This window comes from Aestuariivirga sp. (assembly GCF_965227715.1).
Classification (GTDB): domain Bacteria; phylum Pseudomonadota; class Alphaproteobacteria; order Rhizobiales; family Aestuariivirgaceae; genus Aestuariivirga.
In genome coordinates, this window is sequence record NZ_OZ245771.1 from 2553301 (window position 1) to 2567643 (window position 14343).

20 protein-coding genes are annotated in these 14343 nt (G+C 57.6%); 5 read left to right on the plus strand and 15 right to left on the minus strand.

Features of this window, described 5'->3' with window-relative positions; genetic code table 11:
- Positions 1 to 3: 3 nt before the first annotated feature.
- The 3 genes from fabI to fabA are packed head-to-tail and all read right to left on the minus strand — an operon-like array spanning position 4 to position 2567.
- The gene (gene fabI / locus ACO06F_RS12000) at positions 4 to 810 is read right to left on the minus strand and encodes an enoyl-ACP reductase FabI (RefSeq protein ID WP_421692990.1); all 807 of its coding nucleotides are present in this window, start codon (positions 808 to 810) and stop codon (positions 4 to 6) included.
- 19 nt (positions 811 to 829) lie between these two features.
- Positions 830 to 2041 carry a beta-ketoacyl-ACP synthase I gene (gene fabB / locus ACO06F_RS12005; RefSeq protein WP_421692991.1) on the minus strand — a complete coding sequence of 404 codons (1212 nt, stop codon included), beginning with the start codon at positions 2039 to 2041 and terminating at the stop codon, positions 830 to 832.
- A gap of 13 nt (positions 2042 to 2054) precedes the next feature.
- Positions 2055 to 2567, minus strand: coding sequence for a 3-hydroxyacyl-[acyl-carrier-protein] dehydratase FabA (fabA, locus tag ACO06F_RS12010; protein ID WP_421692992.1), 513 nt, complete (start codon positions 2565 to 2567; stop codon positions 2055 to 2057).
- A 154-nt stretch (positions 2568 to 2721) separates the two neighbouring features.
- On the opposite strand from fabA, the gene irrA reads away from it, so the two are divergent.
- Positions 2722 to 3138 (plus strand): iron response transcriptional regulator IrrA, encoded by a 417-nt coding sequence (gene irrA / locus ACO06F_RS12015; protein ID WP_421692993.1) that lies wholly within the window; start codon positions 2722 to 2724, stop codon positions 3136 to 3138.
- 11 nt (positions 3139 to 3149) lie between these two features.
- Here the strand turns inward: irrA and ACO06F_RS12020 are convergent, their stop codons facing one another.
- Complete coding sequence (locus ACO06F_RS12020; protein ID WP_421692994.1) at positions 3150 to 4022, minus strand: methylated-DNA--[protein]-cysteine S-methyltransferase; 873 nt, start codon at positions 4020 to 4022, stop codon at positions 3150 to 3152.
- A gap of 48 nt (positions 4023 to 4070) precedes the next feature.
- On the minus strand, positions 4071 to 4589 hold the full coding sequence (locus ACO06F_RS12025; protein ID WP_421692995.1) for a DUF2244 domain-containing protein: 519 nt from the start codon (positions 4587 to 4589) through the stop codon (positions 4071 to 4073).
- Here ACO06F_RS12025 and nth point away from each other — a divergent pair.
- Entirely contained in the window at positions 4588 to 5247 is a 660-nt protein-coding gene (nth, locus tag ACO06F_RS12030; RefSeq protein WP_421692996.1) for an endonuclease III, read from the plus strand. The genes ACO06F_RS12025 and nth overlap by 2 nt on opposite strands.
- On the opposite strand, the gene ACO06F_RS12035 is transcribed toward nth, so the two are convergent.
- On the minus strand, positions 5219 to 5881 hold the full coding sequence (locus ACO06F_RS12035; RefSeq protein ID WP_421696671.1) for an EI24 domain-containing protein: 663 nt from the start codon (positions 5879 to 5881) through the stop codon (positions 5219 to 5221). The two genes, nth and ACO06F_RS12035, sit on opposite strands and share 29 nt — an antisense overlap.
- 82 nt (positions 5882 to 5963) lie before the next feature.
- Here ACO06F_RS12035 and ACO06F_RS12040 point away from each other — a divergent pair, with 82 nt between their 5' ends.
- Positions 5964 to 6959 carry an adenosine kinase gene (locus tag ACO06F_RS12040; protein WP_421692997.1) on the plus strand — a complete coding sequence of 332 codons (996 nt, stop codon included), beginning with the start codon at positions 5964 to 5966 and terminating at the stop codon, positions 6957 to 6959.
- Here the strand turns inward: ACO06F_RS12040 and coaA are convergent.
- Genes coaA through hisB form a run of 7 tightly spaced genes read right to left on the minus strand, consistent with a single transcriptional unit; the run spans position 6954 to position 11430 of the window.
- Complete coding sequence (coaA, locus tag ACO06F_RS12045) at positions 6954 to 7904, minus strand: type I pantothenate kinase (protein ID WP_421692998.1); 951 nt, start codon at positions 7902 to 7904, stop codon at positions 6954 to 6956. The genes ACO06F_RS12040 and coaA overlap by 6 nt on opposite strands.
- 3 nt (positions 7905 to 7907) lie before the next feature.
- Complete coding sequence (locus tag ACO06F_RS12050; RefSeq protein ID WP_421692999.1) at positions 7908 to 8240, minus strand: phosphoribosyl-ATP diphosphatase; 333 nt, start codon at positions 8238 to 8240, stop codon at positions 7908 to 7910.
- Between the two features lie 10 nt (positions 8241 to 8250).
- Positions 8251 to 9012 (minus strand): imidazole glycerol phosphate synthase subunit HisF, encoded by a 762-nt coding sequence (gene hisF / locus ACO06F_RS12055; protein ID WP_421693000.1) that lies wholly within the window; start codon positions 9010 to 9012, stop codon positions 8251 to 8253.
- Entirely contained in the window at positions 9006 to 9743 is a 738-nt protein-coding gene (hisA, locus tag ACO06F_RS12060; RefSeq protein ID WP_421693001.1) for a 1-(5-phosphoribosyl)-5-[(5-phosphoribosylamino)methylideneamino]imidazole-4-carboxamide isomerase, read from the minus strand. The genes hisF and hisA overlap by 7 nt, the downstream gene beginning before the upstream one ends.
- On the minus strand, positions 9740 to 10390 hold the full coding sequence (gene hisH / locus ACO06F_RS12065) for an imidazole glycerol phosphate synthase subunit HisH (RefSeq protein ID WP_421693002.1): 651 nt from the start codon (positions 10388 to 10390) through the stop codon (positions 9740 to 9742). Before hisH ends, hisA begins: the two co-directional genes overlap by 4 nt.
- Positions 10391 to 10399: 9 nt before the next feature.
- A complete protein-coding gene (locus tag ACO06F_RS12070) occupies positions 10400 to 10837 on the minus strand; it encodes a DUF2628 domain-containing protein (RefSeq protein WP_421693003.1) in 438 nt (145 codons plus the stop codon).
- Positions 10837 to 11430, minus strand: a complete 594-nt coding sequence (hisB, locus tag ACO06F_RS12075) for an imidazoleglycerol-phosphate dehydratase HisB (protein ID WP_421693004.1) — start codon at positions 11428 to 11430, stop codon at positions 10837 to 10839. The genes ACO06F_RS12070 and hisB overlap by 1 nt, the downstream gene beginning before the upstream one ends.
- Positions 11431 to 11555: 125 nt before the next feature.
- Between hisB and hslV the strand changes: the two genes are divergently transcribed.
- Together hslV and hslU are read left to right on the plus strand one after the other, a co-directional pair.
- Positions 11556 to 12104, plus strand: a complete 549-nt coding sequence (gene hslV / locus ACO06F_RS12080) for an ATP-dependent protease subunit HslV (protein ID WP_421693005.1) — start codon at positions 11556 to 11558, stop codon at positions 12102 to 12104.
- Between the two features lie 17 nt (positions 12105 to 12121).
- Positions 12122 to 13423, plus strand: coding sequence for an ATP-dependent protease ATPase subunit HslU (gene hslU / locus ACO06F_RS12085; RefSeq protein ID WP_421693006.1), 1302 nt, complete (start codon positions 12122 to 12124; stop codon positions 13421 to 13423).
- Here hslU and ACO06F_RS12090 read toward each other — a convergent pair.
- Both ACO06F_RS12090 and ACO06F_RS12095 read right to left on the minus strand, forming a co-directional pair.
- Positions 13413 to 13784 (minus strand): helix-turn-helix domain-containing protein, encoded by a 372-nt coding sequence (locus tag ACO06F_RS12090; RefSeq protein ID WP_421693007.1) that lies wholly within the window; start codon positions 13782 to 13784, stop codon positions 13413 to 13415. The two genes, hslU and ACO06F_RS12090, sit on opposite strands and share 11 nt — an antisense overlap.
- Positions 13781 to 14317 carry a Smr/MutS family protein gene (locus ACO06F_RS12095; RefSeq protein WP_421696672.1) on the minus strand — a complete coding sequence of 179 codons (537 nt, stop codon included), beginning with the start codon at positions 14315 to 14317 and terminating at the stop codon, positions 13781 to 13783. The genes ACO06F_RS12090 and ACO06F_RS12095 overlap by 4 nt, the downstream gene beginning before the upstream one ends.
- Positions 14318 to 14343 lie beyond the last annotated feature (26 nt).

The following is a 14343-nucleotide window of genomic DNA, read 5'->3' on the forward strand; positions in this document are numbered from 1 at the left end:
ACGTCAGTCCGCTCGGGAGTCGCCAACGCCATTCTTCAGATCTTCCGGCCGCGGCATCGAGATGATGTTATAGCCCGAATCTACATAATGAATCTCACCCGTCACGCCGCCCGACAATGGTGACAGAAGATATAGGCCGGCGCCGCCCACCTCATCGAGCGTGACGGTGCGGCGGAGAGGAGCGTGGCTCTGTTGATAACTGAACATGGCACGCGCATCGCCTATACCCGCGCCTGCGAGGGTTCGCATTGGACCTGCGGAAATCGCGTTCACGCGAATCCCCTGAGGCCCGTAGTCCGCCGCCAGATAGCGCACGGAGGATTCGAGCGCCGCTTTGGCTACACCCATCACATTGTAGTTCGGCATGACGCGCACTGAGCCGCCATAGGTTAGGGTCACGAGCGATCCGCCATTGGGCATAAGAGCCGCCGCGCGCTTGGCGATCTCAGTGAAGGAGAAACATGAGATCACCATGGTGCGAATGAAGTTCTCGCGCGTTGTATCGGCGTATTTGCCCTTGAGTTCGTTCTTGTCGGAAAAGGCGATGGCGTGAACCACGAAATCGATACTGCCCCACTTTTCCTTCAGCGTATCAAATGCAGTATCTACCGTTGAAACATCGTCGACATCGCAGGGCAATAGAATGCTAGACTCAACGGATTCTGCCAGCGGGGTCACGCGGCGCCCAAACGCTTCGCCTTGATACGTGAAGGCAAGTTCGGCACCATGCTTGTGCAGCTGTTGGGCAATGCCCCAGGCAATAGAATGATCGTTCGCGACACCCATAATGAGTCCGCGGCGTCCAGCCATCAAAGAATGTGTCATGAAATCAGCCGTTGTAGCGCTGGAAGACGAGGGTTGCGTTGGTTCCGCCGAAGCCGAAGCTGTTCGACATAACCGTATCGACGCGGGCGTTATTGATACGCTGCCGGACGATGGGAATGTCAGCAAATTCGGGGTCGATTTCCTCGATGTTGGCGCTCTCGCAAATGAAGTTGTTCTTCATCATGAGTATCGAATAGATCGCCTCCTGGACGCCCACCGCACCCAGTGAATGGCCCGTAAGCGACTTGGTACCCGCGATTGGTGGAATCTTGTCTCCGAACACCGCACGAATCGCCTCGATTTCCTTCTTGTCACCAATCGGTGTCGAGGTAGCATGGGGGTTGATGTAGTCGATATTGCCTGCAGCTTTCATGGACTGCTTCATGCAGCGCACGGCACCCTCGCCCGAAGGCTGAACCATGTCATAGCCATCCGAAGTTGCTCCGTAGCCAATGAGCTCAGCATAGATCTTGGCGCCACGGGCTTTCGCGTGCTCAAGCTCCTCGAGAACAACTGTTCCGGCCCCGCCCGCGATGACGAAACCGTCGCGATTCTTATCATAGGCGCGGGAGGCCTTGGCGGGAGTGTCGTTAAATTTCGATGACATGGCACCCATCGCATCGAACAGCACCGAGAGCGTCCAGTCGAGCTCTTCGCCGCCGCCTGCGAACATCACATCTTGTTTGCCCCATTGTATCAGCTCGGCCGCATTGCCGATGCAGTGCGCAGACGTCGCGCAGGCCGAGGAGATCGAATAATTGACTCCACGAATGCCAAAGGGTGTTGCGAGTGTTGCCGAATTGGTGCTCGACATTGCAGCAGGCACCGCAAAAGGTCCGACGCGCTTTGGCCCCTTCTCACGAGTGGTGTCAGCGGCCTGCACGATGGTGCGTGTGGACGGCCCTCCAGAGCCCATAATGATACCGGTCAGGTCGTTCTTGACGTCCCTCTCCTCAAGGCCGGAGTCGACAATGGCCTGTTGCATGGCCGCATAGTTCCAAGCTGCACCATCGCCCATGAAACGGCGGACCCGGCGGTCCACGCTTTCAAGGTCAAATGTGGGGGCACCGTGCACTTGGCATCGGAAGCCAAGCTTTGCGTAGTCTTCCGCGCGAACGATGCCGGACTTCGCCTCAAACAGCGAATTCAGCACCTCTTGTACATTGCTGCCAATGCTCGACACGATGCCGAGACCAGTAACGACGACCCGCCGCATGTTGCTTCCTTTCTCAGGCCGTGGGCTGGAAGAGCCCGACCTTCATATCAGTAACCTGATAGACGGTTTCACCATCGGCCTTCATGATGCCGTTCGAAACTGCCATCTTGAGCCTGCGCAGCACGAGGCGGGTAATCTCCACCTCATATGTCACCTTTTTGATGAGCGGGGTGACCATGCCGGACAGCTTCACTTCGCCTACACCAAGCGCCCGCCCACGGCCGGGCTCGCCAAGCCAGCCGAGGAAAAACCCCGTCATCTGCCAGAGTGCATCCAATCCGAGGCACCCGGGCATGACGGGATCGCCTTGGAAGTGGCAGCCAAAAAACCAGAGGTCGGGTTTGATGTCGAACTCGGCCACAACCTTGCCGAGTTTCGCGGAGCCGCCATCCTTCGAGATGTCCGTAATGCGGTCGAACATCAACATGGGTGGGAGAGGAAGTTGAGCGTTGCCGGGTCCAAAAAGTTCACCGCGCCCACAAGACAAGAGGTCTTCATAGTCATAGCTTGACTTCGGATCGTTCATTCTGCCTCTAGGTCCCAATCTGCGCCGGTTGCCCGGTTCCGCCGTTCCTATCACATGGAAATAACCGGTCCAAGCCCGGTGTCGGACATGTGAACCCGCCACCCGGCACCAAGATTGCCTTGCCTTGGGTGTTTCGCGTATATAGGAGGCCATTATGGAATTTCACGATCAGGATATCGCGGAGCGGCTTAGATTGGCAGGGCTTCGACCCACCCGCCAGCGGCTGTCACTCGCGTCCATCTTGTTTGGGGCCGGAGACAGGCACGTGAGTGCCGAAGTCTTGCATCAAGAGGCCCTGGCAGCCCAGATCGATGTGTCACTGGCGACCGTCTACAATACGCTCAATCAATTCAAGGCTGCAGGGCTTCTGCGTGAAGTGGCCTGCGAGGGCGACCGGAGCTTTTTCGATACAAACACCTCGAATCACTTCCACTACTATCTGGAAGAGAGCGAATCGCTCGTCGACATCGGCGCCAGCGATCTTGAAGTGAAGGGCCTCCCACCGCTCCCGGCAGGCACCGTAATAGACCGGATCGATATCATCGTCCGGCTTCGGAAGTCAGGTACTTAAGGGTCATCAGGCTACTGCGACCGGTTGGTTAAGAGGCCCGCCTCCCAGCCCAGAATAGCCTGTTTGCGGGTGAGACCCCAGTGATAGCCGCACAGCCCGCCAGATTTGCCGAGAACCCGGTGGCAGGGAACGACGAAGGAAATCGGGTTTCGTCCCACTGCTGTCCCCACAGCCCTTGAGGCTTTCGGATTGCCTAAATGTCCGGCAATATCTGAGTAGGTTGTTGCTTGCCCCAGCGGAATCCTTAGCAAGGTCTGCCAGACTTTCGTCTCGAAATCCGTCCCGATGAAAACGATCCGCAATGGTTGCTCCGCCCGCCATTTTGCTGGGTTGAAGATAAGTCCCACGTGGGGGGCGGTCGCATTAACATCTTCCACATAAATGGCTTCGGGCCAGCGGCTACGCATATCCAGGAGGCTCGCCTGCTCTTCTCCCTGATCTGCGAAAGCCAAGCCACAAATGCCCTGATCCGTCATCATGAGTAGAACCTTGCCAAAGGGACAGTCGTGAAAGCCAAAACGGATTGTCAGGCCTTTGCCCCGGGCCTTGTATGCACCAGGTGTCATCCCCTCATGGGTGACGAACAGATCGTGAAGCCTTCCCGGGCCTGAAAGGCCAACCTCATAACTGGCGTCGAGAATGCTCGCTGAATCGCGCAGTAATTTCCGGGCATGGTCAATCGTGAGCGCCTGCACGAATGCCTTGGGACTGAGCCCGGCCCAGCGCATGAACAGCCTCTGGAGATGCGCTGCGCTCAGGCCATTCCTCTCCGCCAAGAGGTCGAGGGATGGCTGCTCGCGCCAGTGCTCGCGGAGATATTCCAGATTTTGGCGCACCAACTCATAGTCATTGGCCGCCTCTTTGAGGGTTAGTGTTTCGCTCATGCAGGGGAAACTACCGCGAGCCAGGCCTCTTTCCCACCCGAAAGCTGATCAGATGCGGGGAACAGCGATCGCTGCACGAAGGGCCACGGCCAGCGTCTTGCGCTCCTCGGGAGCAAGGAATTCGCCAATTGCCGCACGGGTTTGGCCGGACACCAGTGACAGCCTGCCAATCAGCTCCCGTTCCTGGTCTTGTTCGAGTTCCACCCTGACCCAGCGCCTGTTGAAGCGCTGTTGCTCCGGAGGGTGGTTGTCGCGAAGCCGGTCCAGCACCAGTTCATGCTCGGTGATACGAATCCGTTCTAGCCGACGGGCATCCGCGAAATTTACTCGAAACGCCCACCATATGAGCAAAACATCCAGTCCGGCAAAACCAGTGATGGGCCAGGCACCCATCGCCACGAACATTCCACCGACGACAAGATTGACCGCGACCACCAGCCCCATGACCATCGCAAAGCCTTGGCGGGTGAGGCTGCGATGCGGGGTCAGTGTTGCCTCCCAGACCTTGCTGTTGCTACCTTCCACTGGCGGTTCTCCAATCGAGGCGAAAGGAAACATCGAAAACATGGCGAAGGCAACCCGCCTCAGACCGGCGGAGATCGAGGAAATGTTCCGCCGATTTCAGGGGGCCAATCCCGAGCCGGTAGGAGAGCTTCATTACGTTAACCCATTCACGCTTTTGGTTGCGGTTGTGCTGTCCGCCCAAGCCACGGATGAGGGCGTGAACCGCGCCACCAAACCGCTTTTTGCCATCGCCGATACTCCCTACAAGATGCTTGCGCTGGGAGAAGATACGGTGCGGGAGTTGATCAAGACCATCGGTCTGTTCCGCAATAAGGCGAAGAACGTGATTCTGTTGTCCCAGCAACTTATCGAGAAGCACGGCGGTGAGGTGCCGGATGACCGGGAGGCGTTGGAAGCCTTGGCTGGGGTGGGGCGGAAGACGGCCAATGTCGTGCTCAATACGGCCTTCGGCCACCCGACTATTGCAGTCGACACCCACCTGTTTCGTTTGGGGAACCGGACCGGTCTCGCACCCGGCAAGACACCACTTGATGTGGAAATGAAACTGTTGAAAGCGGTCCCGAAGGCATATGGCCGGCACGCCCATCACTGGCTGATCTTGCATGGGCGTTATGTTTGCAAGGCCCGAAAGCCCGAATGCTGGCGATGCTTGATTTCCGACATCTGCCGGTTCAAGCCGAAGACGCCCGCACCGACTTGAATATATGAGTGAAATAGGAAGTGGCGAAGAGCGGCACTGCCAGATTGACGATGGGAATCAGGGAAAGAACTGCGGGGAGAAGAGCCGCAAAGAAGATCGCCGGACTGTTCTCCTTGCGCATCACTTTTGCTTCTTCCACCGGCATGTGACGCATAGCCACCATTTCGAAATACTCCCGCCCCAACAGATAGGCATTGGCCGCCACCAGGGCAATCGCTCCAATGCCAAAAAACACCATGGGCAGGACCGCCAGGTTCACGACCAGCATCAAGACGAAAAACTGCATGGCCATGGCAAGAGCACGGCCGGCCGGCAATGGCGTCCCTCGGGGATCCCAGGGGTAGTGGCGCTCCTCCACCATCTGAGCAATGCGGTCTAAGAACAAGCCCGCGAAAGCGGCAGTGACCGGTCCCATCAGAAAGAAGAAGGCCACTAGCAGAGCAAGTCCGGTTCCAACCTCGACCAGCCTGTCAGCCCAAGGCCATGAAAAATGGGTGAAGCTCGCGAGCAGCATTTCAGTGAGGATGAGGACCGCGATGAACAGGGCAATTGTCAGGCCCAGCGCCTTCAACAATACCTTGTGAAAATCGGGCGAAAAGAGGTCACCCATGGCCTTGATTGCAGCCTTGATCATGCCCAACAGGTAATCTCACACGCTTGCAAGCGCAAGCGGGCTTCGCTAGGGCGAGAGCTGAATTGGTGACTTGGAGATCTTCATGACGAGTTCTGGCTTCGACGTCCTGTGCATTGGCAATGCGATCGTGGATGTTATCGCACGGGTCGACGAGAGATTCGTCAGCCACCACGAGCTGGTGAAAGGCTCGATGAACCTGATCGACGAGATACGCGCGGAACAACTCTATGCCGATATGGGGCAGGCGATTGAGGTTTCCGGGGGTTCCGCGGGCAACACCGCGGCAGGAGTCGCCTCGCTTGGCGGAAATGCTGCCTATTTCGGAAAGGTGAAAAGTGACCAGCTCGGCGCGATCTTTCGGCATGACATGCGCTCGCAGGGCGTTGTTTTCGAAACGCCTGCCGCAGAAGATGGCCCCGCCACCGCACGCTCATTCATCCTGGTCACTCCGGATGGTGAACGCACCATGAATACCTATCTCGGTGCCTGCGTGAACCTCACCACGGAAGATGTTGACCGGAAGACAGTCGAGGCTGCTCAGGTTACCTATATGGAGGGATATCTCTGGGATCGGCCAGAGGCAAAGGAAGCCTTCAAGCTCGCCGCCAGGATTGCACGAGCGGCCGGCCGCAAGACCTCGATCACGCTCTCAGATTCCTTCTGCGTGGAACGCCACAGGGATAGCTTCCTCGAATTGATCCGGAGTAGCGTCGACATTGTCTTCGCCAACGAGACGGAGATCAAGTCGCTCTACCAGACCCAAAACTTCGACGGTGCGATCAAAGCGATTGGAGCAGACTGTGGCCTGGCCGTCGTCACGCGTTCGGAGAAGGGGTGCGTCGTGGTTGTGGGCCGGGAGGTCCACCAAGTCCCAGCTCACCCAGTGACGGCAGTCGTTGATGTCACAGGAGCGGGCGATCTCTTCGCCGCCGGCTTCCTCTATGGCCACACCCACGGCAAGTCGCTCTATGATTCCGCGCGGCTCGGTTCGCTCGCGGCAGCGGAAGTCATCTCCCATATTGGGGCACGGCCTGAAATCAGCCTTCACAGTCACGCAGAAGCGATGGGTTTCCTATAGCTTCCGCAGGAAGACACTGCGGATGAAATGATCTGCACCCTTACGGAGCACCAAGTCTGCGCGCGGCCTGGTGGGCAGGATGTTTTCACGCAGGTTTACGAAGTTGATCGTGTCCCATATTCGCGTTGCCGTCTCGCGTGACTCCTTGTCCGAGAGAGTCGCATAGCGGTGGAAGTAGGATTTCGGGTTGCGGAATGCGCTGTCGCGCAGCGTCAGGAAACGCTCGATATACCATTTACGGAGGTCCTTGAGATCTGCATCCAGGTATATGGAAAAATCAAAGAAATCCGAAGTGTTGGGAATGCCACGGCCGTCACGTGGAGGACGGCCCGTCTGTAACACGTTAACGCCCTCAACGATCAGAATGTCCGGCTGATCGATCACCACGCGCTCGTCCTTCAATACATCATATGTCAGATGAGAGTAGAGCGGAGCGGTCACATTGCGCTTTCCGGCCTTGATGTCAGATAGGAAGCGGAGAATGGCCGGAAGATCGTAACTCTCGGGAAAGCCCTTTCTTGTCATCAGGCCTTCGCGCTCGAGAATGGAATTGGGCAGCAGGAATCCATCCGTCGTAACCAGATCGACCTTTGGGTGCTTCGGCCAGCGAGCGAGAAGGCGTTGCAGGATACGGGCCGTGGTGCTCTTTCCAGCCGCCACGCTGCCCGCCATGCCAATGACGAAAGGTACTTTGCGGTCTGAAACATGCAGGAAGTTGTTGGTTGCCCGAAACAGCCCTTGCGTTGCGGCGACATAGAGGTTCAGCAGCCTGGACAGCGGCAGGTAGATTGTCTCGACTTCGTTCAGGTCCACCCGATCGTTGATACCTCGCAGTTCGTCGAGATCGGTCTGCGTCAGCGTCATCGGTGTATCGGCGCGCAACGCGGCCCACTCCTCACGCGCGAAACGTCTGAAAGGGGAAACTTCCTTTACAAATTCTTCCATGATTCAGTCCCTGGGGCGCGAGGCCTTTTCAATGATACCGCTCACGCCTTGACGGCGGGCGAGCTCGGCCATCACGTCCGCAAGCGGAACTTCCGTTGCCTCAAGCAGAACGAGCAGGTGATAGAGCAGATCAGCGGATTCAGCAGCAATGTGTTTCTTGTCCCGTAGCACTGCCGCAAGCGCGGTTTCCACTGCTTCCTCACCTAGCTTCTTTGCGCATTTTTCGACACCTTGGTTCAGAAGCTTCGCTGTGTAAGACTGCTCCGGCGATTGGGCCCTGCGCTCTGTGATTTCATTCGCCAGCGCAGCCAGAACATCGAGCCTGTGGTCGGTCATGAATGATATCCTAAGTAAGCCGCATGGGGATGCCTGCAGCCGCCAGATGGTGCTTGGCCTCTCCGATGGAGTAAGTCCCGAAATGAAAGATCGAGGCGGCGAGCACGGCGCCCGCATGTCCGTCTCGAATACCTGAAACCAGATGTTCGAGAGTGCCTACACCGCCTGAAGCGACAACAGGCACGCTGACCGCATCAGCCACGGCGCGGGTCAAATCAATGTCGAAACCCTTGCCAGTGCCGTCTCGATCCATTGACGTGAGCAAGAGCTCTCCCGCACCCCGTGAGACCACTTCCCGGGCAAACTCCACTGCATCGATGCCTGTGGGCTGCCGGCCACCATGCGTGAAAATTTCCCAGTGCCCGGGAGATATCTGTTTTGCATCGATGGCAACGACCACGCACTGCGCGCCGAATTTTTCTGCAGCCTGCCGCACAAAATCACGGTCGGCGACGGCGGCGGAATTGATCGACACCTTGTCTGCGCCTGCGAGCAACAGCTTCCGGATATCCTCCAGCGTACGAACACCACCCCCGACGGTGAGAGGCATGAAGCAAGCCTCGGCCGTACGCTGCACAACATCAAAGATGATTCCACGGTTCTCATGCGTCGCGGTGATGTCAAGAAAGCAGAGTTCGTCTGCTCCCGCTGCGTCGTAAGCCTTGGCGATTTCTACGGGATCGCCCGCATCGCGAAGATCGACAAAATTCACGCCCTTGACCACGCGGCCGTCCTTCACATCGAGGCATGGAATAAGGCGGGCTTTCAGCATTTGCGCAAACCCTTGAACAACCGCAATGCTTCAGTCACGTCAATCCGGCCATCATAGATGGCGCGGCCAGATATCGCCCCCTCCAGATGTTGGCAGTCTGGAAGCATCAGGCGACGAATGTCGTCCATTGATGCCAGGCCGCCGCTGGCAATGACAGGGATCTTGATGGCCTTTGCCAGATCAAGTGTCGACTCGATGTTCAGCCCCTTCAACATACCGTCCCGATCGATATCAGTATAAATGATGGCCGAGACGCCGGCATCAGCAAATTGCCTAGCCAGATCTATTGCAGCAAGATCCGTCGTCTCTGCCCACCCTTCAACGGCGACTCTTCCGCTCTTCGCATCAATTCCGACAACAATGCGGCCCGGGAACAGTCTGCAGGCCTCCCGCACCAATGCGGGATCACGTAGTGCAACGGTGCCCAAAATCACGCGGCTGACGCCCCTCAGCAGCCAGGCCTCGATCTGAACGAGGCTACGGATACCTCCCCCCAACTGAACAGGAAGGTGCACAGTCTTGAGAATGGTCTCCACGGCATTGCCATTCACCGACTTTCCAGCGAAGGCTCCGTTGAGATCGACAATGTGCAACCATTCAAAACCCTGTTGTTCGAATCTCCTCGCTTGGTCAGCAGGATCATCATTGAAGACTGTCGCCTGGTTCATGTCCCCCAGCTTCAGTCTTACACATTGGCCGTCTTTGAGATCGATGGCGGGAAACAGGATCATGGACGCCACCTCAGAAAATTTGCGAGAAGAGCGAGCCCCAGCGCCTGGCTCTTCTCGGGGTGGAATTGTGTGCCGAAGAGGTTGTCCCGGCCCACAACAGCAGTAATCGCCGTGCCATACTCGGTCGTCGCGGCGATGTCTGAGGCATCTGTGGCATCAAGGTAGTAGGAGTGGACAAAATAGGCATGAAGCCCTTTGTCACCCAGCGCTAATCCGTTCAGCAGCGCATGTGGCCGCAGCTCGTTCAGCGTATTCCAACCCATATGCGGAATTTTGAAAGATGCATCCTGCGGAACGATCGGCTTCACATCGCCGGGAATCCATCCGAACCCTTCGGTTATGTCGTGCTCAAGCCCTCTCGAAGCCATAAGCTGCATTCCTACGCAAATTCCAAAGAAGGGCTTGCCCTTCTGCATTACTTCCGCCTCCAGCGTTTGCCGGAGTCCGGGAACTGACAGGAGACCATTGCAGCAATCCTTGAAGGCCCCCACGCCTGGCAGCACGATGCGGTCTGCTTTGCGCAACATGTCCGGATCGGATGTCACGTTGATGCAAGTCGACAGCCCATGATCATGCGCGGCCCGTTCGAAGGCCTTGGCGGCAGAATGCAGGTTTCCGGAGCCGTAATCGATGATAGCGAGGCTCATGCCCTAACCTCAGACATTGCCAAACAGGCCCAGCGTATCATTGTGGGCGGCTTGATAGCGGGTGGGGATCACGGCATGTACTGTAGACGCACGGCTGAAAAAATGAGTGAGTTCCGCTGCCTGCCGCGTGCTTGCCTGCACGAAAGTCGCGAGGCGGAAACCGGCTCGCTCCAGCGACTGAACCTGAAGGCTTCTGGCTTCGAATCCAAAGAGTAGGGCAACGCCGAACTGGCACAATGCCGCAGCGCCAGATTCCAGCCAGTGCAGATTTACCGCCACAACCAGCAGCGCCAAAACGGCAAACAGCAAGAGGGATACCACCCACATCCGCTGCCACAACGCCCAGAGGACGGAAAACAAGAACGCGCCCCAGGAGAAGCCTTCAGGGACGAAGACTGCGTCTTCCGGCTTGCCACCGGGTGCCTCAAGAACTGAAAAAATCGTCATCAGCCTGCGAGCGATCCCTTGGTTGAAGGGATCTTGTCCTTCTGGCGCGGATCGATCTCAATAGCCTGGCGCAGTGCCCGCGCCATTGCTTTGAAGCAGGATTCCGCAATGTGATGGTTGTTGTCGGCGTAGAACGTCTCGATGTGAAGTGTAATGCCTGCATTCATGGTGAAGGCCTGGAACCATTCTCGCACCAATTCCGTGTCAAAATCCCCGATTTTTTGGGCCGTGAAATTGACCTTCCAGACGAGGAACGGCCTGCCAGACACATCCACCGCCGCCCGGGTGAGCGTGCCGTCCATGGGGAGGTCGACGCTAGCGTAACGGCGGATGCCCTTCCGTTCGCCCAACGCCTTGGAAACGGCCTGGCCGATGGCAATACCGGAATCTTCGGCCGTATGGTGAAAGTCGATGTGAAGGTCGCCTTCTGCCAACAGCGTCAAATCAATCAGTGAATGCCTGGAGAACTGTTCCAACATATGGTCGAGAAAGCCAACGCCGGTCTTCACGTCGAAGAGACCCGTTCCATCAAGGTCAATAATGGCGGAAATTCCGGTTTCTGTCGTCTTGCGATCGATCGAGGCTTTGCGCATCGTTTTCGGCGTCCAGCTGGAGAATGATGCGCCTCTTAGCAGATGCAACGAGAATTGGCCAAGTCTGCCTTTTCTTTGGCCCGCTGTAGGCTTACATCAGCACCGCTGAACTGAAAGGAATTCCCATGTCAGAGCCCCCGACTTGGCACGGCACGACCATCCTCTCCGTAAGAAAGGGAGATAGGGTCGTGATTGCCGGAGACGGCCAGGTCAGCCTCGGTCAAACGATAATCAAGGGCAACGCCCGCAAGGTTCGGCCCTTGGGGGCTGGCGCCGTCATCGGCGGCTTCGCCGGAGCCACCGCTGATGCGATGACGCTGTTTGAACGCCTGGAAACGAAACTGGAACAGTACCCCAATCAACTCACCCGCGCCTGCGTGGACATGGCAAAGGACTGGCGGACCGACCGTTATCTGCGCCGCCTGGAAGCCATGATGATCGTTGCCGATAGGACGGTGACCCTCGTGCTCACGGGCACGGGCGATGTTCTCGAACCAGAGAAGGGCATTATTGCGATTGGTTCTGGCGGCAATTACGCTCTCGCCGCGGCTCGTGCTCTGGCAGACAGTGACCTGGATGCAGAGACGATTGCCCGCAGGGCGATGGCCATCGCAGCCGAGATCTGCGTCTACACCAACAACAATCTCACGGTTGAAACCTTGGCCACGGCCTGAGGAAACTCGAGAACATTATGACAGATTTTTCCCCACGCGAGATCGTCTCCGAACTTGATCGTCACATCGTCGGCCAGACCGAGGCCAAGCGGGCCGTCGCCATTGCGCTGCGCAATCGCTGGCGCAGAAAGCAGCTTCAACAGCCGCTGAGAGATGAGGTGAGCCCCAAGAACATCCTCATGATTGGCCCCACAGGCGTAGGCAAAACCGAAATCGCCCGGCGCTTGGCAAGGCTCGCCAATGCACCCTTTCTGAAGGTGGAAGCGACCAAATTCACTGAAGTCGGATATGTTGGACGTGACGTGGATCAGATCGTGCGCGATCTCGTGGAATCGGGCATCGCTATGACGAAAGCCGCACGCCGGAAGGACGTTGAGGCTCAGGCGCAACTTAATGCTGAAAGACGTGTCGTTGATGCTCTCGTCGGCAGCAATGCATCCGAGACAACGCGTGAAGCCTTCCGGCGCAAGCTACGCGCCGGCGAACTTGACGAACGGGAAATCGAGGTTCAGGTCGCGGACAATGGTACGGGAAGCTTCGAGATACCCGGCATGCCCGGTGGATCCGCCAGCGTCGTAAACCTGTCTGACATGCTCGGCAAGGCGTTCGGCGGACGCACCAAATCACGGCGCATGAGCGTGAAGGCCAGTCACGAAATACTGCTGGCGGAAGAATCCGACAAGCTGCTCGATCAGGATCAGATCGTGCAAGAGGCGATCGATGCCGTTGAAAACAATGGTATCGTCTTCCTTGATGAAATTGACAAGATCTGCGCCCGGTCTGAGCGGCAGGGTGCCGACGTCAGCCGCGAAGGCGTGCAAAGGGACCTTCTGCCGCTGATCGAGGGCACGACCGTTTCAACAAAGCATGGGCCGGTGAGGACAGACCACATCTTGTTCATCGCATCGGGAGCCTTCCACATCGCGAAGCCATCCGATCTTCTTCCCGAACTTCAGGGACGGCTGCCAATCCGCGTAGAATTGAAGGCGCTGAACCGTGAAGATCTGCAGCGGATTTTGACGGAGCCAGAGTCGAGCCTCATCAAACAGTATCGCGCACTTCTGGCAACCGAAGGCGTGACCCTCGATTTTACAGAAGATGGTATCGCGGCTATTGCCCAGATTGCTGCCGACACCAATGCGAGCGTGGAAAACATCGGCGCCCGCCGTCTACAAACCGTCATGGAGCGCCTGCTGGATGACGTGAGCTACGCTGCACCTGACCGTTCCGGCGAGAGCCTCACGATAGACAGCTCCTATGTGGATCAGCACGTAGGCCAGCTCGCGAAAAACGCTGACCTCTCAAAGTTCATCCTTTAGGCCTGCGGCGTTGACGGCCCAGGCTTGCCAGCAGTTCATCCAGGGTAGCGGCATCAAGCTTTCCGATGTCATCTGCAAGGCGGTTCGCAAGTTCGGTGGCCTTTGGGTTCAGCCCTGCAGTGTCGATTGTGATGCGAGGATGCGAAATCCGCGCCAGCCGCACGACTTCGTCGGCCTCATCCCAAATAACGTTGAAGAACGTGAGAATGCGTTGAATAAGATGCCAGCCGGGACGGCCGCGCTTTCCGTGCTCTAAAGCCGAAAGATAGGCGGAAGACACACCGATCGCCTCGGCCATTTCTTTGAGTGTCACGCCGCGTTCGGCGCGGAGTTTCCGCATCCTGTCGCCAAACGGCGTCATAGGTCCTCCCGGATGCGCCTAATCCGCACATAGTAGGCACCTCCGCCGCCATGCTTGGGATGGGCTGGCTGGAAACCAGCAACAAGACTTCGGAACTCCGGCTCGTGAAACCATTCGGTGGCAAGGCGGCGAAGCCTACCGGCACGTTCCGGCGCGTGAAAGTGATCCGCGCCATGCAAGGTATGTCGGGCGAAAGGAGAGTCGCCCTTTCCCGTTATGATAAGCACGTTGCGGGTGCCCGACATCTGTGCGTCCCTAAGGAAGCCCAGGAGGGTTATGCGTGCCATTTCGATGCCTGTGCCATGGAGATCGAGCCGGCGCTCGATTTCCACCTGTCCCCGCGTTAACCGCTGAGTCGTTCGCCGGTCGAGACCAGTAATCTGCGGCGGCGGCTTGCGATGCGCTGTGGGTACCGGCACATGGGGACTGGACGGCAAGTTCACATGTTTCTTGGCAGGAAGAACGGTAACCGAGGAAGGCGACACCGGGTGTCGAGACGCACGATGACGAAGGGGCTTGATGCTCTTTGCCATCTCCAGCCAGAGATCATAATCCGGCG